The following is an 18211-nucleotide window of genomic DNA, read 5'->3' on the forward strand; positions in this document are numbered from 1 at the left end:
AACTTCGCAGGTAGATATGTACAGACTTTATCGTCGTTACAACACCGATTGAGCGAGCAAGGTGGCGGCCGTTACAAGATGAGCGGTCGGTTCCTGCGTCACCGACCGTGTGGCCCCAATCACCCCACCTCACAGGCAAACCGGTGGCTTACCCCAAATCAGCGCAACCACACGTAGCGCACCTGCGGCCGCCCGGTTCGACCGTAGTCCGTTCTGCGATCCACCACGCCGTCTTCCGCCATACGTTCCAGGTATCGCCAGGCGGTTACTCGCGAAACGCCGACGGCGCGCCCGGCCTCGCCCGCGGACAAGCCGCCCGGCGCCGCGCGCACCGCCCGCGACACCTCCTCCATCGTCTGCGGCGCAATACCTTTCGGCGAGGTCACGCGCGGGTCCGGCGTGCGCAGCATCCCGAACGCGCGATCGATCTCCTGTTGTGACACCGCCGTCTCCCCCGCCGGCAGCGCCGTCCGGTACTCGAGATAGCGCTCCAGCTTGTCGCGGAACGCCGAAAAGGTGAACGGCTTCAGCAGATACAGCACCACGCCGTGCGCGACGGCGGAACGCACCATGGCCAGATCCCGCGCGGAGGTGACCGCGATGAGATCCGGCCGGGGCCGCAGGCCCGCCAGCGCGGCCGCCACCGCGAGGCCGCTCATATCCGGCAAGCCGATATCCATCAGTACCAAATCGATGGGCGCACCCGAAGATTGTGACCTTTTTGCGACCGCAATTGCGTCTCGTCCGGTGTGGACCACTCCGATCACCTCGAAACCGGTCAGTCGATTTACATAGGATCGATGTGCCGCGGCAATCTTCGGCTCATCCTCCACGATCAGCACTCGGATCATCTCGAAAACCTCACGATCACCGCGGATTCCGGTTCCCGCTGCGCCAGCAGTTCGCCGCCGTGCCGGGCAACCAGGCGGCGCACCAGCGCCAGCCCCAGCCCGTGATGGTCGGTCTTGGTGGAATAGCCGCGCTCCGTGGCCCGGGTGAACACCTCCTGCGACATGCCCGAACCACTGTCGGCCACCCGCACATACAGATCCACGCCACCGCTCGCACCCTCGGTCCGGCGGACCGTCACCTCCACCCAGGCATCCTCGTCGTGCCCGACCGCGTCGAGCGCGTTGTCGATGAGATTGCCCAGCAGCGTGACCATTTCGTGCGGGGTCAGCGGATCGGTGGAATCCACCACGGTGTCCCCCGTGACGGTCAGCTCCACGCCGTACTCGGCCGCCTGCTCCACCTTGCCCAGCAACAGCGCCACCACCGCCGGCTCGGCCACCACCCCGGTGAGCCGGTCGATGAGCGCCTGGGAGAGCTCGAGTTCCGCCGTCGCGAAGTTCACCGCCTCCCGCGGCCGGCCCAGCTCCACCATGGTGACCACGGTGTGCAACCGATTGGCGGCCTCGTGCGCCTGCGCGCGCAGCGACTCCGCGAACCCGCGCACCGAATCCAATTCGCCGAGCACATCCCGCAATTCGGTGTGATCGCGCAGGGTGAGCACGGTGCCGATGCGCCGGCCGTCGTGCTCCACCACGTCCTGGTTCACCACCAGCACCCGGTCCGCGGTCACATGCATCTCGTCGCGCACCACCTCGGTTCCCATGCCCTGCAACGACACCGGCAGCTCCGCGCGCGTCACCGGGCCGTCCGGCAGGTCCAGCAGGACGCGCGCCGGATCGTTGACCAGCTCCGCTTTCTCGCCGCTGCGGTCGAACACGATCAGGCCCTCGTGCACGGAATGCAGGACGGCGTCGTGATGCTCGTAGAGCGCGCGCAGTTCGGCGGTGCCCAGCCCGTGCGTCTGCCGCAGCAGCCGGCGCCGCAGCAGCATCGAACTCAGCGTCGCCACCGCCAGGCCGATGGCCGAGGCGATGAGAATGGCCGGCAACTGCTGCCACACCTGATCGCCGATGTGCGGCAGCGTGACCCCCGCCGACACCAGCGCCACGATCTTCCCGTTCGCGTCCCGCACCGGCGTCACGGCGCGAATGGAGGGACCCAGTGTGCCCGTGTAGGTCTCGGTGAAGGTCTGCCCGGCCAGCGCGCGATCGATATTGCCGCTGAAGGACTTTCCGATTCGATCCACATCGGTGTGCGTGAAGCGCGTCCGGTCCGGGGCCATCACCACGATGAAGTCCACATCGGCGGCCTTGCGGATGGCCTCGGTCACCGGTTGCAGCGCGGCGGTCGGATTCGGGCTCTGCACGCCCGCGAGCGTCCCGGGCGTCTGCGCGACGGCCAGCGCGATATCGGTGACCAGCACCCGGGTGGCGTCGTCCTGCACCCGGCGGGTCTGCCACACCGCCAGACCGGCCCCGGCGATGATCACCACCGCCAGCACCAGGACCTGCACCAGGAACACCTGCCCTGCCAACGTCCGCCGGGCGCGCGTTCTCCGACCTAGCAACTAACCCTCCATGAACAAAACTTACGTAACAGTGACCCGCGTCACCCTGCCAGACATTATTTCCCGGACAGCAAGAAGTTCCGGAGGCAAACCCACGATGAGCGAAACAAACAAGCGGCGTGACCGTACCCATTGGCTGTACCTGGCCGTCATAGTGGCCGTGGTAGCCGGTGTACTGGTCGGCTGGCTCGCTCCCGGGTTCGGTAAATCCGTCGGTGATCTCGGCACGCTGTTCGTGAACCTGATCAAGATGATGATCTCCCCGGTCATCTTCTGCACCATCGTGCTGGGCATCGGCTCGGTCCGCGCCGCTGCCAAGGTCGGCAAGGTCGGCGGCCTCGCCATCGGCTACTTCCTGATCATGTCCACCGTGGCCCTGGGCATCGGCCTGGTGGTCGGCAATCTGCTGCACCCCGGCACCGGCCTGAACGTGGCCGCGCACGCCAAGGAGATCAGCAAGTACGCCAGCGACGCCAAGGCGGCCGGCGGCAGCTGGCAGTTCCTGCAGGACATCGTGCCGACCTCCATGCTGTCCGCGCTCACCTCCGGCAAGGTGTTGCAGACCCTCTTCGTGGCGCTGCTGGTCGGCTTCGGCATCCAGGCCATGGGCAGGACCGGCGAACCACTGCTGCGCGGCATCGGGCTCGTGCAGAAGCTGGTGTTCCGGGTGCTCACCATGATCCTGTGGCTGGCGCCGATCGGCGCGTTCGGCGCCATGGCGAATGTGGTGGCCCGCACCGGACTCGACGCGGTGAAGCAGCTGGCGTTGCTCATGGTGGCCTTCTACCTGACCTGCATCGTGTTCATCTTCGGTGTGCTGGGCGCGCTGCTGCGGGCGGTGACCGGGTTCTCGATCTTCAAGCTGTCCCGGTACCTGGCCCGCGAGTACCTGCTCATCGTGGCCACCTCGTCCTCGGAATCCGCACTGCCGCGGCTCATCGCGAAGATGGAGCACGCCGGCGTGGAACGCACCACCGTGGGTGTCGTTGTGCCGACCGGGTATTCGTTCAACCTGGACGGCACCGCCATCTACCTGACCATGGCGACCCTGTTCGTCGCCGACGCCATGGGCAAGCCGCTGGCATGGACCGAGCAGATCGGACTACTGCTGTTCATGATCGTGGCGTCCAAGGGCGCCGCCGGGGTGACGGGTGCCGGCCTGGCCACCCTGGCGGGCGGCCTGCAGAGCCACCGGCCGGACCTGCTGGACGGCGTCGGGCTGATCGTGGGCATCGACCGGTTCATGTCGGAGGCCCGCGCGCTCACCAACTTCGCCGGGAACTCGGTCGCGACGCTGCTGATCGGCACCTGGACCAAGACCATCGACGCCGAACGGGTGCACGCGGTGCTCGACCGCAAGATCCCGTTCGACGAGACCAGCATGGTCGATGAGCACGCCACCGAACCCGAGACCGATACGGCCGAACCCGTGCAGGAGGCGGCCGCCAAGAACTTGGTTCCAGCCTGAACCCGCACAACCACCCCCAGGCTGGGACCGATCCCTCGGCATGTTCCCCCCGTCATGCCGGCGGATGAAGGAAACCCTGCTCGGCCCTGCGCCGAGCAGGGTTTCCACTTTTCTGCACAGGCGCCGATCTACACCGGCACGGCGTCGTAATTCAGCGTCGCGGCAATGGCATTCGCCAGTTCCGTCCCCTTCACCTCGAAGTGACGGGAGAAGTAGCCGAGATGCTCACCGTGCTCATGGAAGTGATGCGGGGTGAGCACGGCCGAGAACACCGGCACATCGGTGTCGAGCTGCACCCGCATGAGCGCGTCGACCACCGTCGAGGCCACGAAGTCGTGCCGGTAGATGCCGCCGTCCACCACCAGCGCGCAGCCGGCGATGGCGGCGTACTCGCCGCTGGTCGCCAATCGCTTGACGCGCAAGGGGATTTCGAAGGCGCCGGGCACCTCGATGACATCGACTTCGGTGAAACCGCGCTCCGCGAGTTCCGCGCGGCAGGCCGTGACGGCCTTGTCCACGATGTCGGAGTGCCAGCGCGCGGCGACGAGAGCGATGCGATTCGACGTGGGTGACATGGGAATTCCTCCTGTTCGCTATGTCACCCAGGGCAACGCGAACAGGTGCACCTCACCGTGGTGGGTGCACCGGTGCCGCATTCTCTTTCATCCGGACTGTGACCGTCGGCTCCGGGATCACACCGGAATCTGCTCGACCCATGGCGTGCACGGTCGTCTTACGACAGCCGTGCGTACCGTGGCGCTCGCGGGCTCGTGCCCCCGGAATCGGTCCGGGCGCCATTACCGCCGGTGGGGAATTCCACCCCGCCCTGAGAACGTGTACAGGCCGGACTTTACACCGTCGAGCAGAACCGCGTAACCCGCGCCGGAGTCAGCGCAGCAGCACATCGGAGTCGGCGGGCAAGCCGTCGACCGGCCACCACCGCAGGTCGGTGGACTCCGAACTGCGCACCGGCACAGCGCCTTCCGGAGCCTTGATCTTGAACAGCAGATCCAGATGCCGCGTCGCCACCCCGAGCGAGCAGGTGATGGGATGCGCCTGCGCCCCGTACAAACCCGGCTCCAGCGTGAGCCCCTCGATCCCGGACTCCTCCGTCGCCTCCCGGAAGGCCGCCGCCGCAACGGAATCATCCGATTCCTCGCAATGCCCACCGAGCTGGATCCACCGCCCGACCCGCGGATGCAGCGTCAGCAATACCTCCGACTCGTCGTGCGACAACACGATCGCCGAAGCCGTAATATGCCCCGCCGCGTGCTCCCGCAGGCACCCACGCGGCGCCGACCCCAGAAACGCCAGCATGGCCTCCCGAATCGACTGCTCGAAACCCATTGCCGGATCCCACGTTTCGAGCAACTCCGTAGCCGACTTGTGCAACGACTCCGCGCTCACGCCGATACCCCCGCTCCAGTCGGCGCGCCACGCCGCAGGCCGCGGCCCGGCAGCGGCCGGGCCCGGCCGCTGCCGGAAGCGAAAGCGTCCACGGAGGTCCGCCGACTCACGGCAGCGCGCTTCACAGTTCGACCAGCCCGAAGGCGGAGTCACGCGGCTCGCGCGGAGCCAGCTCCTCCATCGGGTAGCCGATTGCTATGGCACCCAAGGGGTTCCAGTCGGCCTCGAGACCCAGGACCTCGCGGGTGAGCTCCGGGGCGAAGATGGTGGAGCCGATCCAGCAGCTGCCGACGCCCCGCACCGCGAGGGAGACCAGCAGGCCCTGCACGGCGGCGCCGACCGCGACGGTGAACATGGTCTTCTCCGCGGCCTGGCGACGCTCGTCGGGATAGTCGTGCGCGCCGTCGGGGACGCAGAACGGAATGATCACTTCGGGAGCGTCGAAGAGGATGCGGCCGCGGGTGATCCGGCGTTCCACGCTCTCCGGGGTGCGGCCGTCGCCGGTGAGGTCGGTGCGCCACTTGTCGGCCATGGCCTCGAGGAGCTGGTCACGCAGGGCGCGGTCGCGCACCCAGACGAAGCGGACCGGGCGGGTGTGGTGCGGGGCCGGCGCGGTGAGGGCGGCGGCGACCGCGTCCCGGATCAGCTCGGGTTCGACCGGGGTATCGGCGAATTGGCGCACCGAGCGTCGCACCAGCAGCGCCTGTTTCCGGCCGAGGTCGATCGACTCCTCGGTGCCCAGCCAGAACAGGTCGTCCTCGCCGCGGCGCAACAGGTCAGCGGCGGTCGAACCGTCGTCGGTGTATTCCAGGCCGCGCACCACCGCGACCGGGACCCCGCCGAGTTTGCCCTTCACCAGGTCCGCGGCGGCGGCGAGTTCGTCGGCGACGGCGACGAGGGTGACGTGCAGTTCGTTGCCCTGGGCGTCGACCGCGCCGTTGTAGTCGTGCATGGCGCGCAGGCCGGAAGAGCCGATGGCGGCGTCGATCTGGCCGTTGCGCCAGGCGCGGCCCATGGTGTCGGTGATGACGACGGCGACGTTCACACCGAGCCGGTCGGCCAGCGCCAGCCGCAGCGCCTTGGCGGAGCCGTCCGGATCCTCCGGCAGCAGGACGAGTTCGCCCTGCTCCACATTGGAGCCGTCCACGCCGGCCGCGGCCTGCACGATGCCGAGCCGGTTCTCGGTGATGAGGGTGCGGTTCTTGCGCGCGAGTACGCGCACCGACTCCTGCAGCACGAGTTCGCGGCGGGCCGCGTCGCGTTCGTCCGGGTCGGTGGGCGCGGTGACAATGCGGCCCTCGACCTTGCTGACGATCTTGCTGGTCACCACCAGGATGTCGCCGTCCTGCAGCCAGGGAGCCTGTGTCGCAAGGGCTTCGGCGAGGTCGTCGCCGGGCCGGAATTCCGGCAACCCGGGCACGGGCAGAATCCGCAACTCACCCGGGGACGCGTGATCGCCCAGTGTCGTTGTGTCGCTCACGGTTTCACTCCTGCGATATCGAGCGCGGCGCGCACCATCTCGGCGGTGGTGGCCGGGTCGGTCATGAGCAGCGGCACGGCCCGCACCTCGACGCCGGGGATATCGGCGGTGTCACCGGTGTGGACGAGCCAGCCGTCGAGGATACCGGTGCCCGAGCGGCCGCCGAAGTGATTTCCGACGGCCTCGGCGGTGGTCTCCACGCCGATCACCGACAGGCATTCATCGGCCATGCCGCGCAAGGGCTTTCCGCCGATCACCGGGGACAGGCCGATCACCTTGGCGTCGGTGGTGCGCAGGGCGCCCCGAATTCCGGGTACGGAGAGGATGGATCCGACGCTCACGACGGGGTTGGAAGGGGCGAGCAGAACCACGTCCGCGGACTCTATGATTTCGGTCACACCTGGGCCCGGTTTCGCAGCATCTGCCCCAATAGTCACGAATCCATGGGTCTCGACGTTCGCACGATAGCGAACCCACCACTCCTGGAAATGGATCGCGCGACGTTCGCCAGGGTTCTCCGGGTCACCGATAACGACATGCGTTTCGCACCTGTCGTCGGTTGCCGGAAGCAGTTTCACGCCCGGTTGCCACCGATTGCAGAGCGCCTCGGTGACCTGGGAGAGCGGGAATCCCTGACGCAGCATTTCGGTGCGGATGAGGTGGGTGGCGATATCACGATCACCGAGTCCGAACCAGTCGGGCTGAGCCTGATAAGCGGCCAGTTCTTCCTTGGCATTCCAAGTCTCGTTCGCGTGTCCCCAGCCGCGTTCCGGATCGATGCCACCACCCAGGGTGTACATGCAGGTGTCCAGGTCAGGGCAGATACGCAGCCCGTGCATCCAGACGTCGTCGCCCACGTTCACGATGGCCGTGGTGTCGGCGCCGGGGAGAAGTTCGCGCACGCCCAGCAGGAACCGCGCGCCACCTACTCCACCGACCAGTACCGCGATCCGGAGTCCGGTTCCGGGTGCGGTGTCCGCTTGTTCTCGAGTCACATCCGCACAGCCTATGCGGTTCATGCCGGGAGATGCCCGCTGCGTTATTTGCTGCAAATTTGCTGTTTGATCTGCGACAACACTCCCAACAGGGGCCCGAGATGGTAACGGAATAGCTTCGGCAGCTTGACCATCGCCGCTCCCGGCGTGTCTAATCACAGGCATGTCATTCCGGGTCCGCGTGAGAGTGCAAGGCGCGGACGGGTTTTCGAACACGCGTTCGCATCTCCGGGTGACGTGTTCGGGGATGTCCGCGGGACTACATCGCGGTGTTGGGCCGTCGGTGGGATCGGCTCCGACGGAGTAATCATTCTGCGCTAACACACAGTGAGGAGGCGGAGCGATGGCCGATGAGCTGGCCCCGTCAGGCATTCCGGGCGGTGTATCGCAAACCGATTCCACAGCTGGCGCAGCACCTGGCTTCTGCGCCGATGGAAATGGAATCGAGGGGGGTGAACCGATGACGACAGCGCGACCGGGGGGCGGGCAGTGGGCACGCGCCCAATACCAGCCCGAACCACCGCGGCTGAGCTTGATCGTCACCGGTCAGGATGAGATGTTCGACGGATTTTCGCGCGGCAAGGCCATGACCGAAGCCGAGCAGTGGCAAGAACGGGCGCTCTGCGCCCAGACCGACCCGGAGGCGTTCTTCCCCGAGAAGGGCGGCTCCACCCGCGAGGCCAAGCGGATCTGCCTCGGTTGCGAGGTCCGCGACGAATGCCTCGAATACGCACTCGCGAACGACGAACGCTTCGGAATCTGGGGCGGCCTGTCGGAGCGCGAGCGCCGCCGCCTCAAGCGCGGCATCATCTGATGCGGCTTGCTGCGCGCACCGCGCAGCAAGCTGGAACACCAACGGGCACTTACTCTTCGGGCTCGGGGTCGATCACGTCGGGGTCGACGCCGAGGTACGTCGCGAGCTGCTGAACCAGAACTTCGCGCAGCAGATCGACCAAGTCGTCCGGATCTCCCGCCCGCAGCTCCAAAGGCTTGCGGAACAACACAACTCGGGCCCGAGTCGCCATCCCGTAACGGTCCACCCCGGCCGGGATGAGGCGGGACAGCGGCACCGGCCCATCGGCGACGACCTCTTCCGGCCAGGACACCGAATCCAGGTGCAGCGGACGGATTTTCGGCACATCGTCGACCGCGATATCCAGCTTCGTGAGCTGATCGTGCCAGCGCTGTTCGAGGGGCGCGAAGGCCTCCAGCACCAGCCGGTCGAACTGCTGGCCGCGGGTGCGCCGGGCCGGCACCGTCGGCGGCAGCATGGGCCCGCGCACACCCCGCCCGCGGCGGATGACCGACCGCGCGGTGGGCGGCCGCCTCTTACGTGAACGGGTCATACCTTGAATCTAACCCTTACCCCTGGAGGGTGTGCGAACCCAGGGTTGCGGCCCGGTCTCCGAACGGCCGCACCTCGCTCCGGCGGTTGCCTCGCCGTCGCTCCGGCGATCCGGGCGGGGCGGGCCGGGCGGACTCCCGGCCGCTCGGAGCGGGGAATCGCGCGCGTCCCGCGGGCCTTTTCGAGCGTGTCCCGCTACCTCGGAGGCGTCCGTGGGGTTACCCTGCATGGCGTGATTCCCATGCGTCGTTGCTGCCGTCCAGGCTGCAAGAACCCGGCCGTTGCGACGCTGACCTACGTCTACGCCGAGTCGACCGCCGTCGTCGGTCCGCTCGCCACGGTCGCGGAACCCCATTCCTGGGATTTGTGTGAAACACACGCTTCCAGGATCACCGCGCCGAAGGGTTGGGAGATGGTCCGTCACGAGGGCGGGTTTTCCACCTCCACCCCGGACGACGACGATCTCACCGCCCTCGCCGAGGCCGTCCGCGAGGCCGGATTACGCCGCCGCCCACCGGAACCCGACCCGCGCGGCTACACCGACTACAACCCCGCCCCCCAGCGCCCGGCCCGGCCCGGACGCACCGGAAGACGCGGCCACCTACGGGTCCTCCCCGACCCCCCGAGCTGACCGATCGCAGATCGGACAACCACCGTGGATACGTTTCCCGAACCAGTGATTTCGTGAGATGCGGGTAACTCACCGGGTACGTCCGAAATCGGTTCGGCACCCGGCCGCCGGCACGCGAATGGGAGTCTCGACGGCTCTCCGTCCGGCGCAGAAGACACGGAGAGGCGGGACGGCATGCGATGCCCGGAGGCCAGCTATTAGGGTGGTGGCCATGACAGTCGCCCGGTCTGCCGAGTCGGTCCATGCAGTTATCAAGGCGTACGACGTTCGTGGGGTGGTGGGCGAGCAGATCGATGCGGGGTTCGTGCGCGATGTCGCGGGTTCCTTCGCACGGTTGATGCGCGGCGAGGGTGCGCGGCGGGTCGTCATCGGTCACGACATGCGCGATTCCTCGCCCGAGCTGGCCGCCGCCTTCGCCGAGGGCGTCACCGCGCAGGGCTTGGATGTGGTGCACATCGGCCTGGCCTCCACCGACGAGTTGTACTTCGCCTCGGGTCATTTGGACTGCCCCGGCGCGATGTTCACCGCCTCCCACAATCCGGCGAAGTACAACGGCATCAAGCTGTGCCGGGCGAAGGCGCTGCCGGTCGGGCAGGACACCGGGCTGGGCACCATCACCGACGAGGTCATCGCCGGTGTCCCGGCCTTCGACGGCCCGCAGGGCTCGGAGACCGAAGAGGATCTGCTGTCGGCCTACGCGGCCTTCCTGCACAAGCTGGTGGACCTGAGCGGTTCGCGGCCGCTGCGCATCGCGGTGGACGCCGGCAACGGCATGGGCGGCTTCACGGTGCCGGCGGTGCTGGGCACGCTGCCGCAGTACACGATCGAACCGCTGTTCTTCGACCTCGACGGCACCTTCCCCAATCACGAAGCGAATCCACTGGATCCGAAGAACCTGGTGGATCTGCAGGACTTCGTCCGCAAGACCGGCGCCGATATCGGCCTGGCCTTCGACGGCGACGCCGACCGCTGCTTCGTGGTGGACGAGAAGGGCGACCCGGTGTCGCCGTCCGCGGTGACCGCGCTGGTGGCCGAGCGCGAACTGGTCAAGGAACCGGGCGCGACGGTCATCCACAACCTGATCACCTCGAAGTCGGTGCCGGAGCTGGTGAACGAGCTCGGCGGCACCCCGGTGCGCACCCGGGTGGGTCACTCGTTCATCAAGCAGGAGATGGCCGCCACCGGCGCGATCTTCGGTGGCGAGCACTCCGCGCACTACTACTTCCGCGATTTCTGGGGCGCCGATTCGGGCATGCTCGCGGCCCTGCACGTGCTGGCCGCACTGGGTGAGAAGGACCGCCCGATGTCCGAGCTCGCGTCCGCGTATGTCACGTATGCGTCCTCCGGAGAGATCAACTCGACAGTGCCGGATGCGAAGGAGCGAACCATGGCGGTGCTCGAAGCGTTCAACAAGCGAGCGGTCTCGGTGGATCGGCTCGACGGTGTGACAGTGCAACTGCCCGAGGGCGCCTGGTTCAATCTGCGTGCCTCGAATACCGAACCGCTGCTGCGACTCAACGTCGAAGCACGATCGCAGGACGAAGTAGACGCACTCGTAACCGAGATCCTGAGCATCGTCCGCGCCTGACTGGAATAGTGGAATCACAGAGCTTGGATTCGCCAGCGCCTGGTGACCCGATGAGGGGAGGTGGCAACGCCCGATGATCGCTGGGACACCGGTACTCGACCTCGATGACGTCGCCTCGCTGGAGGCGGCGGACGCCGGGGGTATTTTGCGCTCCGCCGCGTCCGGCGGCGCCCTGGTACGGGCGACCGCCGCGGCCGTGGCCGAGAACGCGTTGCACCGTCTGGCCGATCTGCGCCCGCGCAGTCTGGTCCTGATCTCCGGCAGTGGCCGCGCCGCGCGCGCGGCCGGATTGCTGATCGCCGCGCTCGGCGATCGCACCAGCATGCCGGTGGTGTCGGCCACGTCCATCCCGCCGTGGGTGGGCCCGCTGGACGTGGTGCTGGTGGCCGGGGACGACTCCGGCGATCCGCGCCTGGCCGAAGCCGTCGACAGCGCGCTGCGCCGCGGCGCCGAAGTGGTCGTGGCCGCGCCGGACGAGGGTCCGATGCGGGCCGCCGGTGCGGGGCGGGCGATCATGCTGCCGCCGCGCGTGCCGGTGCTCGATCACAATCGCCTGCTGCGTTATGTGGCCGTCGGCATTGCCGTACTGACCGCGCTGGACCCGCATCGCATGGGTCCGCTGGTGCCCGAATTGAGTGCGCTGGCAGACCTGCTCGATGCCGAAGCCCTCCGGGACGGACCGCAGAACGAGGCGTTCCACAATCCCGCCAAGACGCTCGCCACCCGCATGCAGCAACGCAAGCGGCTGGTGCTGTCCGGTGATTCGCCCGCCGCCACGCAGGTGGCGACGCATGCCGCCGAGGTGCTGCTGGCGGCGACCGGGCAGATCGTGACGGCCGCCAACCTGGCGGAAACCATTGCGGCGCATGCTCGTCTGGTGGCAGCCGCGGGAGTGGCGGCGCCGGGCTACGATCCGCTGTTCCATGACGAACAACTGGACGGCCCCGCGCCGGTCGAGCAGGTACGGATCTTCGTGGTGACCGCCGATCCGGACGAGATGGCGGCCCGCCGCCGGCTCGCGGTGTTCGGCGCGGACGCCGGCATGGTGGACGCCGATCTGGTGAACGTGGACGCGGAGGTCGCCGGCACGGCCGCCTTGTCGGGCGCCGCGCAGCCCGGTGAAGAGGGCCGGGTCACCGTGCCGGTCCGTGGCAGTGAACTGGAACAGCTTGCGGTGCTGACGCTTCGGCTGGAGATGGCCGCGGCCTATCTACGACTACTCGGTTCCCGCCCGGCGACGACGCCGGGACGATTCGACGGGGGACACTACTAGTGCACGAACTCGTTGGTGCGCTGCGTTCCTATGCATGGGGTTCGCGCACCGCGCTCGCTCAGCTGTGCGGGCGACCGGTTCCCTCCGCGCATCCGGAGGCCGAACTCTGGTTCGGCGCCCACCCCGCCGACCCGGCCCAGCTACGGATCAACGGCCACGCCAAGTCCCTGCTGGACGTGGTCAATGCCGATCCGCAGCACGAACTCGGCTCGGTCGCGGGCGAATTCGGCGGACGGCTGCCCTTCCTGCTGAAGATCCTGGCCGCCGAGGAACCACTCTCGCTGCAGGCGCATCCCAGCATCGAACAGGCGCGGGCCGGTTTCGCGCGGGAGAACCAGAGCGGGGTCGCCATCGACTCCCCCATGCGCAACTACCGCGACGAGAACCACAAGCCCGAACTGGTGGTGGCCCTGGATCGTTTCGAGGCCCTCGCCGGTTTCCGGGATCCGCGCCAGACCGTGCGCCTGCTGAACGCGCTGGAAGTGCCGGAACTCGGCTCGTACGCGGAACTGCTCGCCGCCCAGCCGGATTCGGCCGGCCTGCGCACGCTGTTCACCACCTGGATCGCGCTGCCGCAGAACACGCTGAGCATCCTGCTGCCCAAGGTGCTCGACGGCTGCGTGCGCTACCTGTCGGAGAAGGACGCCGATGGCGCGCGCAAGAAATGCGATGGCGCGCGCAAGGAATTCATCGCCGAGGTGCGCACCGCGCTGGAACTGGCCGAGGCCTATCCGGGCGATGCCGGTGTCCTGGCCGCACTGCTGCTCAACCGCATCACCCTGGAACCCGGCGAGGGCCTGTTCCTGGCCGCCGGAAACCTGCACGCCTACCTGCGCGGCGTGGGCGTCGAGATCATGGCGAACTCCGACAATGTGCTGCGCGGCGGCCTCACCCCCAAGCACGTGGACGTCCCGGAACTGCTCCGCGTCCTGGACTTCGAACCCCTGGACCTCCCGGTGATCCAGCCGGAAACCCTGGGCGACGGCGTCTTCCGCTACCGCACCCCCGCCCCCGAATTCGTCCTGACCCGTTTCGAACTGCCCGAAGACGCCGCCCCCGTCCCGGTCCTGTCCAACGGCCCCGGCATCGCCCTGTGCACCCACGGCACAGTCCGCCTCTTTCAGGGCGGCCGCCCACTCCGCGTCGAATGCGGCCACGCCGGCTGGATCTCCGCCGCCGACACCGAAATCCACGCCCAATCCATCAACGGCGCAGCCCAACTCTTCACGGCAACGGTCGACAACTAGGTCCCAATCGTCGAGTGGCACACCAGGGACGCTCCTTCTCGATGTTTGCGATCCTCATGTGCCACTCGGCGCCCGGGTCGGGGGGTTTGGGGTGGGAGTGTTTAGGGTCGGTGGGGCGCTTCGGGGTCCGATAGGCTCCCGGCCGGAGTAGTTCGGGCAAAACGGACATCGATGGGTGAAGGAGCGGCATGTCTGCGGGCGGCGGTAAGAAGGCGATCCTGGCGGCGCTCAGTGCGAATGCCGGGATCGCGGTGGCGAAATTCGTCGGCGCGGCGATCACCGGTTCGGCATCCATGCTGGCCGAGGCGGTGCACTCGGTGGCTGATACCGCCAATCAGGGACTGCTGCTGCTCGGGCAGCGGCGGGCGGCGCGGGAGGCGGATCAGCTGCACCCGTTCGGGTACGGGCGCAATCGCTACTTCTACTCGTTCGTGGTTGCGCTGGTGATCTTCGCGCTCGGCTCGCTGTACGCGATCTGGGAGGGCATCCACAAGATCGAGCATCCGGAGCACCTGTCCAACCCCATCGTGGCGATCGTCATCCTCGGTATCGCCATCTGCCTGGAGGGCTACAGCTTCACCACCGCCATGCGGGAATCCGCGCCGCTGCGCGGGAACGCGAGCTGGTGGCGGTTCATCCGCAATTCGCGCAATCCGGAACTGCCGGTGGTACTCCTGGAGGATTCGGGCGCCCTGATCGGCCTCATCCTGGCCTTCGCCGCCATCGCGCTGACCATGATCACCGGGGATCCGGTGTGGGACGGCATCGGCACGCTGTCCATCGGCATCCTGCTCGGCTGCATCGCGGTCATCCTGATCGTCGAGATGCAGAGCCTGCTCATCGGCGAGGGCGCGACGCCCGAGGAGGACAAGGCGATTCGCGAACAGCTGGTGGACGACACCCGCATCGACCGCGTCATCCATCTCCGCACCCAGTACCTGGGTCCGGAGGAGATGCTGGTCGGCGCCAAGGTGTCGATCGTGCCCGGGCTGCAGATCGCGGATATCGCGACCGCCATCGACGACGCGGAAGCCCGAGTGCGACAAGCGGTACCCGCGGCTCGCGTGATCTACATCGAGCCGGATCTGTACCGCACGCCCGCCACGCAAACCCCGTAGGGCTCGCGCGGCGAACCGGGTTACTCCACGCCGAGGGAGACCTCGGTGGACTTGATCAGGACCTTGACGGGCGAGCCGTCATTGAGGCCGAGATCCTCCGCCGCGTCGCGGGTGATGGAGGACGTGATCTCGTCACCGCCGGTCAGGCGGATACGCACCACGGCCATGGCTTCACCCTTGGTGACCGATACAACCGTTCCGTCGAGTTGATTTCGTGTAGACAGTCGCATGGGTTGCACCCTACCGCGACAAACCCGGCAGTCCCGGTCAACGATCAGCAAGGCGGATGACGAAGCGGAGACCCGACCAGACCTCGTCCACGGCGGCGGTCTTGTTGTCGACCAGGCCCTGCGCCAGCCCGTATTCGCGCACCGCGGTATCGCTCAGATCGGTGGGCACCCCGCTCGCCTTCTTCGGCCAGGCCAGCCAGAGTCCGGCGTCGACGGCCATGCGGGCACGCCAGTCCGCGAACCTGCGCGACAGGGTCGCGCGGTCCGGGCAGAAACCGAGGATCACGTCGTACGGGCTCGCACCCGCGCGGCGGTGCAGGGTCGCACCGGGTGGCAGGGCGCCGAGATCGAAATCGGCGGGCGCGCCGGACAACAGCACCAGGCTGCCCTCTTTGATGCCGAGCTTGCGGGGTAGCGGCGTACCCGAGTATCCGGCCATACGCGCAGCGTAACAATCGGATTCGGTGACGGGCCGTCAGATTCGCCAGTGATCGGTGAGCAGTTCGAGCGGGTCGGTGCGGACGTCGAATTCGTGGCGCAGGGCGTGCCGGGCGGCGTGATAACCGTTCATGCCGTGCACGCCGGGGCCGGGCGGGGTGGCCGCGGAACACAGGTAGACGCCGGGCAGCGGGGTGCTGTACGGGTTCCAGCGCGGGGCCGGGCGGAAGACGGTCTGGCGCAGGGTCATCGCGCCCGCGGAGATATCGCCGCCCACATAGTTCGCATTGTGCATGGGCATGGTGGCGGCGGTGTTCACATGCGTGGCGAGGATCAGATCCCGGAAGCCGGGGGCGAAACGTTCGACCTGGGCGGTGACCGCCTCGGTCATGTCCTGCGCCGAGCCGTTGGGGACGTGCGCGTAGGTGTAGAGCGTGTGTTTGCCCTCGGGTGCGCGGGAGCCGTCCACCACGCCGGGCTGGATGGCGAGGACGTACGGGCGGTCCGCGTGCCGGCCTGCGGCCACGGCCTTTTCGGCTGCCACCGCTTCGGCGCGGGAACCGATCAGGTGCAGCGTGCCGGCGCGGTCACAGCCGCGCGCCTGCCAGGGCACCGGACCGGAGAGCGCGAAATCGACCTTGCAGGCGGCGCCGCCGTAGCGGAAGCGATCGAGCAGGAAGTTGTAGCGGGCGGGCAGGGTGGCGATGCGCTGGAATTCGGCGGGCGCGATATCGAGGAGAACGGCTCGCACATCGTCGAATTCGCCGAGCGAGTCCACCCGGTGGCCGGTGATGACCCGTCCGCCATGGGTTTTCAGATCGTCGACCAGCGCGTCGATGATGCTCTGGCTGCCGCCGCGCGGAATCGGCCAGCCGCGCACGTGCGCGAGCGTGCCGAGCAGCATGGACACCCCGGCCCCCGGGAAACTGCGCGGCGGCCGGATGGCATGGGCGGCAACGCCGGTCAGCAGGGCGGGCGCGATGTCCTCGCGGAAGCGCAGATTCCACAGTGGCGTCGCCTGTTCCACGATCCGGCGCAGTACCCGTAGTTCGACGCCCTGGTCCGGGCGCAGCAGGCCGGCGGGATCGATGGGCGGATGTCGCAGATCCGACATGATCAGCCCGACCAGGTCCTCCCACCTGCGCACCAGCGGTCCGAACAAGCGTTGCCAGGCCCGGCCGTCACGGCCAAGTCCGTCCGCGGTGTCCTGTAGATCCCGCCAGGCCAGCCCGGCCCGGCCGCCGTCCAGCGGATGCGCGTAGGACACCTGCGGCGCAAGCAGTTCCACCCCGTGTGCCCGCAGATCGAAGGCGCGGAAGAAAGGAGACGCCACGGCCATCGGGTGGGCGCCGGCGCAGAGGTCGTGCCGGAAGCCCGGCAGGGTCACCTCGGCGGTGCGGCAGCCGCCGCCGATCTGCTCCTCGGCCTCGTATACTTCGACCTCGAGCCCGGCCCGCGCCAGGATCACCGCCGCCGCAAGCCCATTCGGCCCCGATCCGACCACCACCGCGTCCGCCATGAGCCCCAGGGTATGCGGAGTTCCGGGCGGGGCGCCCAAATGATTCCGGGCGGGGCGGCCGAATGATTACAGGCGGGCGCGCAGAAGTCTTGCTTGGAGTGCACTCCAGGTGGCTAGCGTGGTTGGGGTGCGTGGTCCAGTCGGGCCATTACCGATCAAACTCTGAGGAAGGGCCTTATGAGCAAGGTCTGGTTCATTACCGGTGTGTCGCGCGGCTTCGGGCGGGAGTGGGCGCTCGCCGCGCTGGAGCGGGGTGATCGGGTGGCCGGCACGGCCCGCGATCTCACCACGGTGGATGATCTGGTCGCGAAGTATCCGGAGACTTTCCTGCCGCTGCGGCTGGATGTCACCGATCGCGCCGCCGATTTCGCGGCGGTCGAGCAGGCGGCCGGGCATTTCGGGCGGCTCGACGTGGTCGTCAACAATGCGGGCTACGGGCATTTCGGCGCCATCGAGGAGTTGACCGAGGCGGAGGTCCGGGCACAGCTCGAGACCAATGTGTTCGGCGCCCTGTGGGTCACCCAGGCCGCGCTGCCGATCCTGCGCGCGCAGGGCAGCGGGCACATCATCCAGGTGTCCAGCATCGGCGGCATCAGCGCCTTCCCGACGCTCGGCGCGTACCACGCCTCGAAGTGGGCGCTGGAAGGGTTCTCGCAGTCGCTCGCCGCGGAGGTGGCGCCGTTCGGGATTCATGTGACGCTGATCGAGCCGGGCGGTTTCAGCACCGACTGGTCCGGTCCGTCGGCCGTGCACAGCGCCCCGAATCCGGCCTACGAGTCCATTCGTCAAGCTCGTGCGCAGGGCCGTATCAGCCAGCGCCGTGGCGAGCCGACCGCCACCCGCGCGGCCATCCTGGCCGTGGTCGACGCGCCGAAGCCGCCGCTGCGCGTCTTCCTGGGCGCATTGCCGCTGCAGATCGCGACCGCGGATTACGAATCCCGCCTGGCCACTTGGCGTGAATGGGATGCGATCTCCCAGGCCGCACAGGGCGAGTAGCCGCATACGACGAATCATGGTGCGGCGCAGTGCATGTCACTGCGCCGCACCATTGTT

Annotated in this window: 18 protein-coding genes and 1 riboswitch; of the genes, 8 read left to right on the forward strand and 10 right to left on the reverse strand. The window is 68.0% G+C overall.

Translation table 11 applies throughout. The features are described 5' to 3' along the window. Positions 1-158 precede the first annotated feature (158 nt). The gene (locus tag ACIP5Y_RS13330) at positions 159-851 is read right to left on the reverse strand and encodes a response regulator (protein ID WP_400350014.1); all 693 of its coding nucleotides are present in this window, start codon (positions 849-851) and stop codon (positions 159-161) included. Then, complete coding sequence (locus ACIP5Y_RS13335; protein WP_400350015.1) at positions 848-2419, reverse strand: ATP-binding protein; 1572 nt, start codon at positions 2417-2419, stop codon at positions 848-850. Before ACIP5Y_RS13335 ends, ACIP5Y_RS13330 begins: the two co-directional genes overlap by 4 nt. 97 nt (positions 2420-2516) lie before the next feature. On the opposite strand from ACIP5Y_RS13335, the gene ACIP5Y_RS13340 reads away from it, so the two are divergent. Next, positions 2517-3887: a cation:dicarboxylate symporter family transporter gene (locus ACIP5Y_RS13340; protein ID WP_400350016.1), complete on the forward strand. Its 1371-nt coding sequence runs from the start codon at positions 2517-2519 to the stop codon at positions 3885-3887. 128 nt (positions 3888-4015) lie between these two features. Here the strand turns inward: ACIP5Y_RS13340 and ACIP5Y_RS13345 are convergent, their stop codons facing one another. From ACIP5Y_RS13345 to cofD, 4 genes are all read right to left on the reverse strand, one after another. Continuing rightward, positions 4016-4462, reverse strand: coding sequence for a 6,7-dimethyl-8-ribityllumazine synthase (locus ACIP5Y_RS13345; RefSeq protein ID WP_400350017.1), 447 nt, complete (start codon positions 4460-4462; stop codon positions 4016-4018). Positions 4463-4537: 75 nt separating this feature from the next. Further along, a riboswitch (FMN riboswitch) is annotated at positions 4538-4725 on the reverse strand. A 50-nt stretch (positions 4726-4775) separates the two neighbouring features. Continuing rightward, positions 4776-5294, reverse strand: coding sequence for an NUDIX hydrolase (locus ACIP5Y_RS13350; protein ID WP_400350018.1), 519 nt, complete (start codon positions 5292-5294; stop codon positions 4776-4778). Positions 5295-5415: 121 nt separating this feature from the next. Beyond that, a complete protein-coding gene (locus tag ACIP5Y_RS13355) occupies positions 5416-6774 on the reverse strand; it encodes a coenzyme F420-0:L-glutamate ligase (RefSeq protein WP_400350019.1) in 1359 nt (452 codons plus the stop codon). Further along, positions 6771-7769 (reverse strand): 2-phospho-L-lactate transferase, encoded by a 999-nt coding sequence (gene cofD / locus ACIP5Y_RS13360; RefSeq protein ID WP_400350020.1) that lies wholly within the window; start codon positions 7767-7769, stop codon positions 6771-6773. Before cofD ends, ACIP5Y_RS13355 begins: the two co-directional genes overlap by 4 nt. A 556-nt stretch (positions 7770-8325) precedes the next feature. Here cofD and ACIP5Y_RS13365 point away from each other — a divergent pair. Then, on the forward strand, positions 8326-8583 hold the full coding sequence (locus ACIP5Y_RS13365; RefSeq protein WP_397000690.1) for a WhiB family transcriptional regulator: 258 nt from the start codon (positions 8326-8328) through the stop codon (positions 8581-8583). 49 nt (positions 8584-8632) lie between these two features. On the opposite strand, the gene ACIP5Y_RS13370 is transcribed toward ACIP5Y_RS13365, so the two are convergent. Then, entirely contained in the window at positions 8633-9115 is a 483-nt protein-coding gene (locus ACIP5Y_RS13370; protein ID WP_400350021.1) for a metallopeptidase family protein, read from the reverse strand. A 240-nt stretch (positions 9116-9355) separates the two neighbouring features. Between ACIP5Y_RS13370 and ACIP5Y_RS13375 the strand changes: the two genes are divergently transcribed. From ACIP5Y_RS13375 to ACIP5Y_RS13395, 5 genes are all read left to right on the forward strand, one after another. Beyond that, positions 9356-9745 (forward strand): DUF3499 domain-containing protein, encoded by a 390-nt coding sequence (locus ACIP5Y_RS13375; protein WP_400351263.1) that lies wholly within the window; start codon positions 9356-9358, stop codon positions 9743-9745. 211 nt (positions 9746-9956) lie between these two features. Beyond that, positions 9957-11333 carry a phosphomannomutase/phosphoglucomutase gene (locus ACIP5Y_RS13380; protein ID WP_400350022.1) on the forward strand — a complete coding sequence of 459 codons (1377 nt, stop codon included), beginning with the start codon at positions 9957-9959 and terminating at the stop codon, positions 11331-11333. 73 nt (positions 11334-11406) lie between these two features. Next, positions 11407-12606: a tobH protein gene (locus ACIP5Y_RS13385; protein WP_400350023.1), complete on the forward strand. Its 1200-nt coding sequence runs from the start codon at positions 11407-11409 to the stop codon at positions 12604-12606. Further along, positions 12606-13853 (forward strand): mannose-6-phosphate isomerase, class I, encoded by a 1248-nt coding sequence (gene manA, locus ACIP5Y_RS13390; protein ID WP_400350024.1) that lies wholly within the window; start codon positions 12606-12608, stop codon positions 13851-13853. Before ACIP5Y_RS13385 ends, manA begins: the two co-directional genes overlap by 1 nt. Positions 13854-14041: 188 nt before the next feature. Further along, positions 14042-14971 (forward strand): cation diffusion facilitator family transporter, encoded by a 930-nt coding sequence (locus tag ACIP5Y_RS13395; protein ID WP_400350025.1) that lies wholly within the window; start codon positions 14042-14044, stop codon positions 14969-14971. A 20-nt stretch (positions 14972-14991) separates the two neighbouring features. On the opposite strand, the gene ACIP5Y_RS13400 is transcribed toward ACIP5Y_RS13395, so the two are convergent. From ACIP5Y_RS13400 to ACIP5Y_RS13410, 3 genes are read right to left on the reverse strand one after another with little or no spacing between them, the layout of a single operon-like run. Next, positions 14992-15201 (reverse strand): molybdopterin-binding protein, encoded by a 210-nt coding sequence (locus tag ACIP5Y_RS13400; RefSeq protein ID WP_400350026.1) that lies wholly within the window; start codon positions 15199-15201, stop codon positions 14992-14994. A gap of 37 nt (positions 15202-15238) precedes the next feature. Then, positions 15239-15640 (reverse strand): DUF3052 domain-containing protein, encoded by a 402-nt coding sequence (locus ACIP5Y_RS13405; protein WP_400350027.1) that lies wholly within the window; start codon positions 15638-15640, stop codon positions 15239-15241. Between the two features lie 36 nt (positions 15641-15676). Next, the gene (locus ACIP5Y_RS13410; RefSeq protein WP_400350028.1) at positions 15677-17158 is read right to left on the reverse strand and encodes a phytoene desaturase family protein; all 1482 of its coding nucleotides are present in this window, start codon (positions 17156-17158) and stop codon (positions 15677-15679) included. Positions 17159-17335: 177 nt separating this feature from the next. On the opposite strand from ACIP5Y_RS13410, the gene ACIP5Y_RS13415 reads away from it, so the two are divergent. Beyond that, the gene (locus ACIP5Y_RS13415) at positions 17336-18154 is read left to right on the forward strand and encodes an SDR family oxidoreductase (protein WP_400350029.1); all 819 of its coding nucleotides are present in this window, start codon (positions 17336-17338) and stop codon (positions 18152-18154) included. Positions 18155-18211 lie beyond the last annotated feature (57 nt).

This window comes from Nocardia sp. NPDC088792, assembly GCF_044750615.1.
In the GTDB taxonomy this organism is placed as follows: Bacteria; Actinomycetota; Actinomycetes; order Mycobacteriales; family Mycobacteriaceae; genus Nocardia.

What these genes read in the sequence shown, in the direction of transcription:
- ACIP5Y_RS13330 (WP_400350014.1), bottom strand. Translation starts at nt 851, where the DNA reads ATGATCCGAGTGCTGATCGTGGAGGATGAGCCGAAGATTGCCGCGGCA.
- ACIP5Y_RS13340 (WP_400350016.1), top strand. Translation starts at nt 2,517, where the DNA reads ATGAGCGAAACAAACAAGCGGCGTGACCGTACCCATTGGCTGTACCTG.
- ACIP5Y_RS13345 (WP_400350017.1), bottom strand. Translation starts at nt 4,462, where the DNA reads ATGTCACCCACGTCGAATCGCATCGCTCTCGTCGCCGCGCGCTGGCAC.
- ACIP5Y_RS13365 (WP_397000690.1), top strand. Translation starts at nt 8,326, where the DNA reads ATGTTCGACGGATTTTCGCGCGGCAAGGCCATGACCGAAGCCGAGCAG.
- ACIP5Y_RS13370 (WP_400350021.1), bottom strand. Translation starts at nt 9,115, where the DNA reads ATGACCCGTTCACGTAAGAGGCGGCCGCCCACCGCGCGGTCGGTCATC.
- ACIP5Y_RS13375 (WP_400351263.1), top strand. Translation starts at nt 9,356, where the DNA reads ATGCGTCGTTGCTGCCGTCCAGGCTGCAAGAACCCGGCCGTTGCGACG.
- ACIP5Y_RS13380 (WP_400350022.1), top strand. Translation starts at nt 9,957, where the DNA reads ATGACAGTCGCCCGGTCTGCCGAGTCGGTCCATGCAGTTATCAAGGCG.
- ACIP5Y_RS13385 (WP_400350023.1), top strand. Translation starts at nt 11,407, where the DNA reads ATGATCGCTGGGACACCGGTACTCGACCTCGATGACGTCGCCTCGCTG.
- ACIP5Y_RS13395 (WP_400350025.1), top strand. Translation starts at nt 14,042, where the DNA reads ATGTCTGCGGGCGGCGGTAAGAAGGCGATCCTGGCGGCGCTCAGTGCG.
- ACIP5Y_RS13400 (WP_400350026.1), bottom strand. Translation starts at nt 15,201, where the DNA reads ATGCGACTGTCTACACGAAATCAACTCGACGGAACGGTTGTATCGGTC.
- ACIP5Y_RS13405 (WP_400350027.1), bottom strand. Translation starts at nt 15,640, where the DNA reads ATGGCCGGATACTCGGGTACGCCGCTACCCCGCAAGCTCGGCATCAAA.
- ACIP5Y_RS13410 (WP_400350028.1), bottom strand. Translation starts at nt 17,158, where the DNA reads ATGGCGGACGCGGTGGTGGTCGGATCGGGGCCGAATGGGCTTGCGGCG.
- ACIP5Y_RS13415 (WP_400350029.1), top strand. Translation starts at nt 17,336, where the DNA reads ATGAGCAAGGTCTGGTTCATTACCGGTGTGTCGCGCGGCTTCGGGCGG.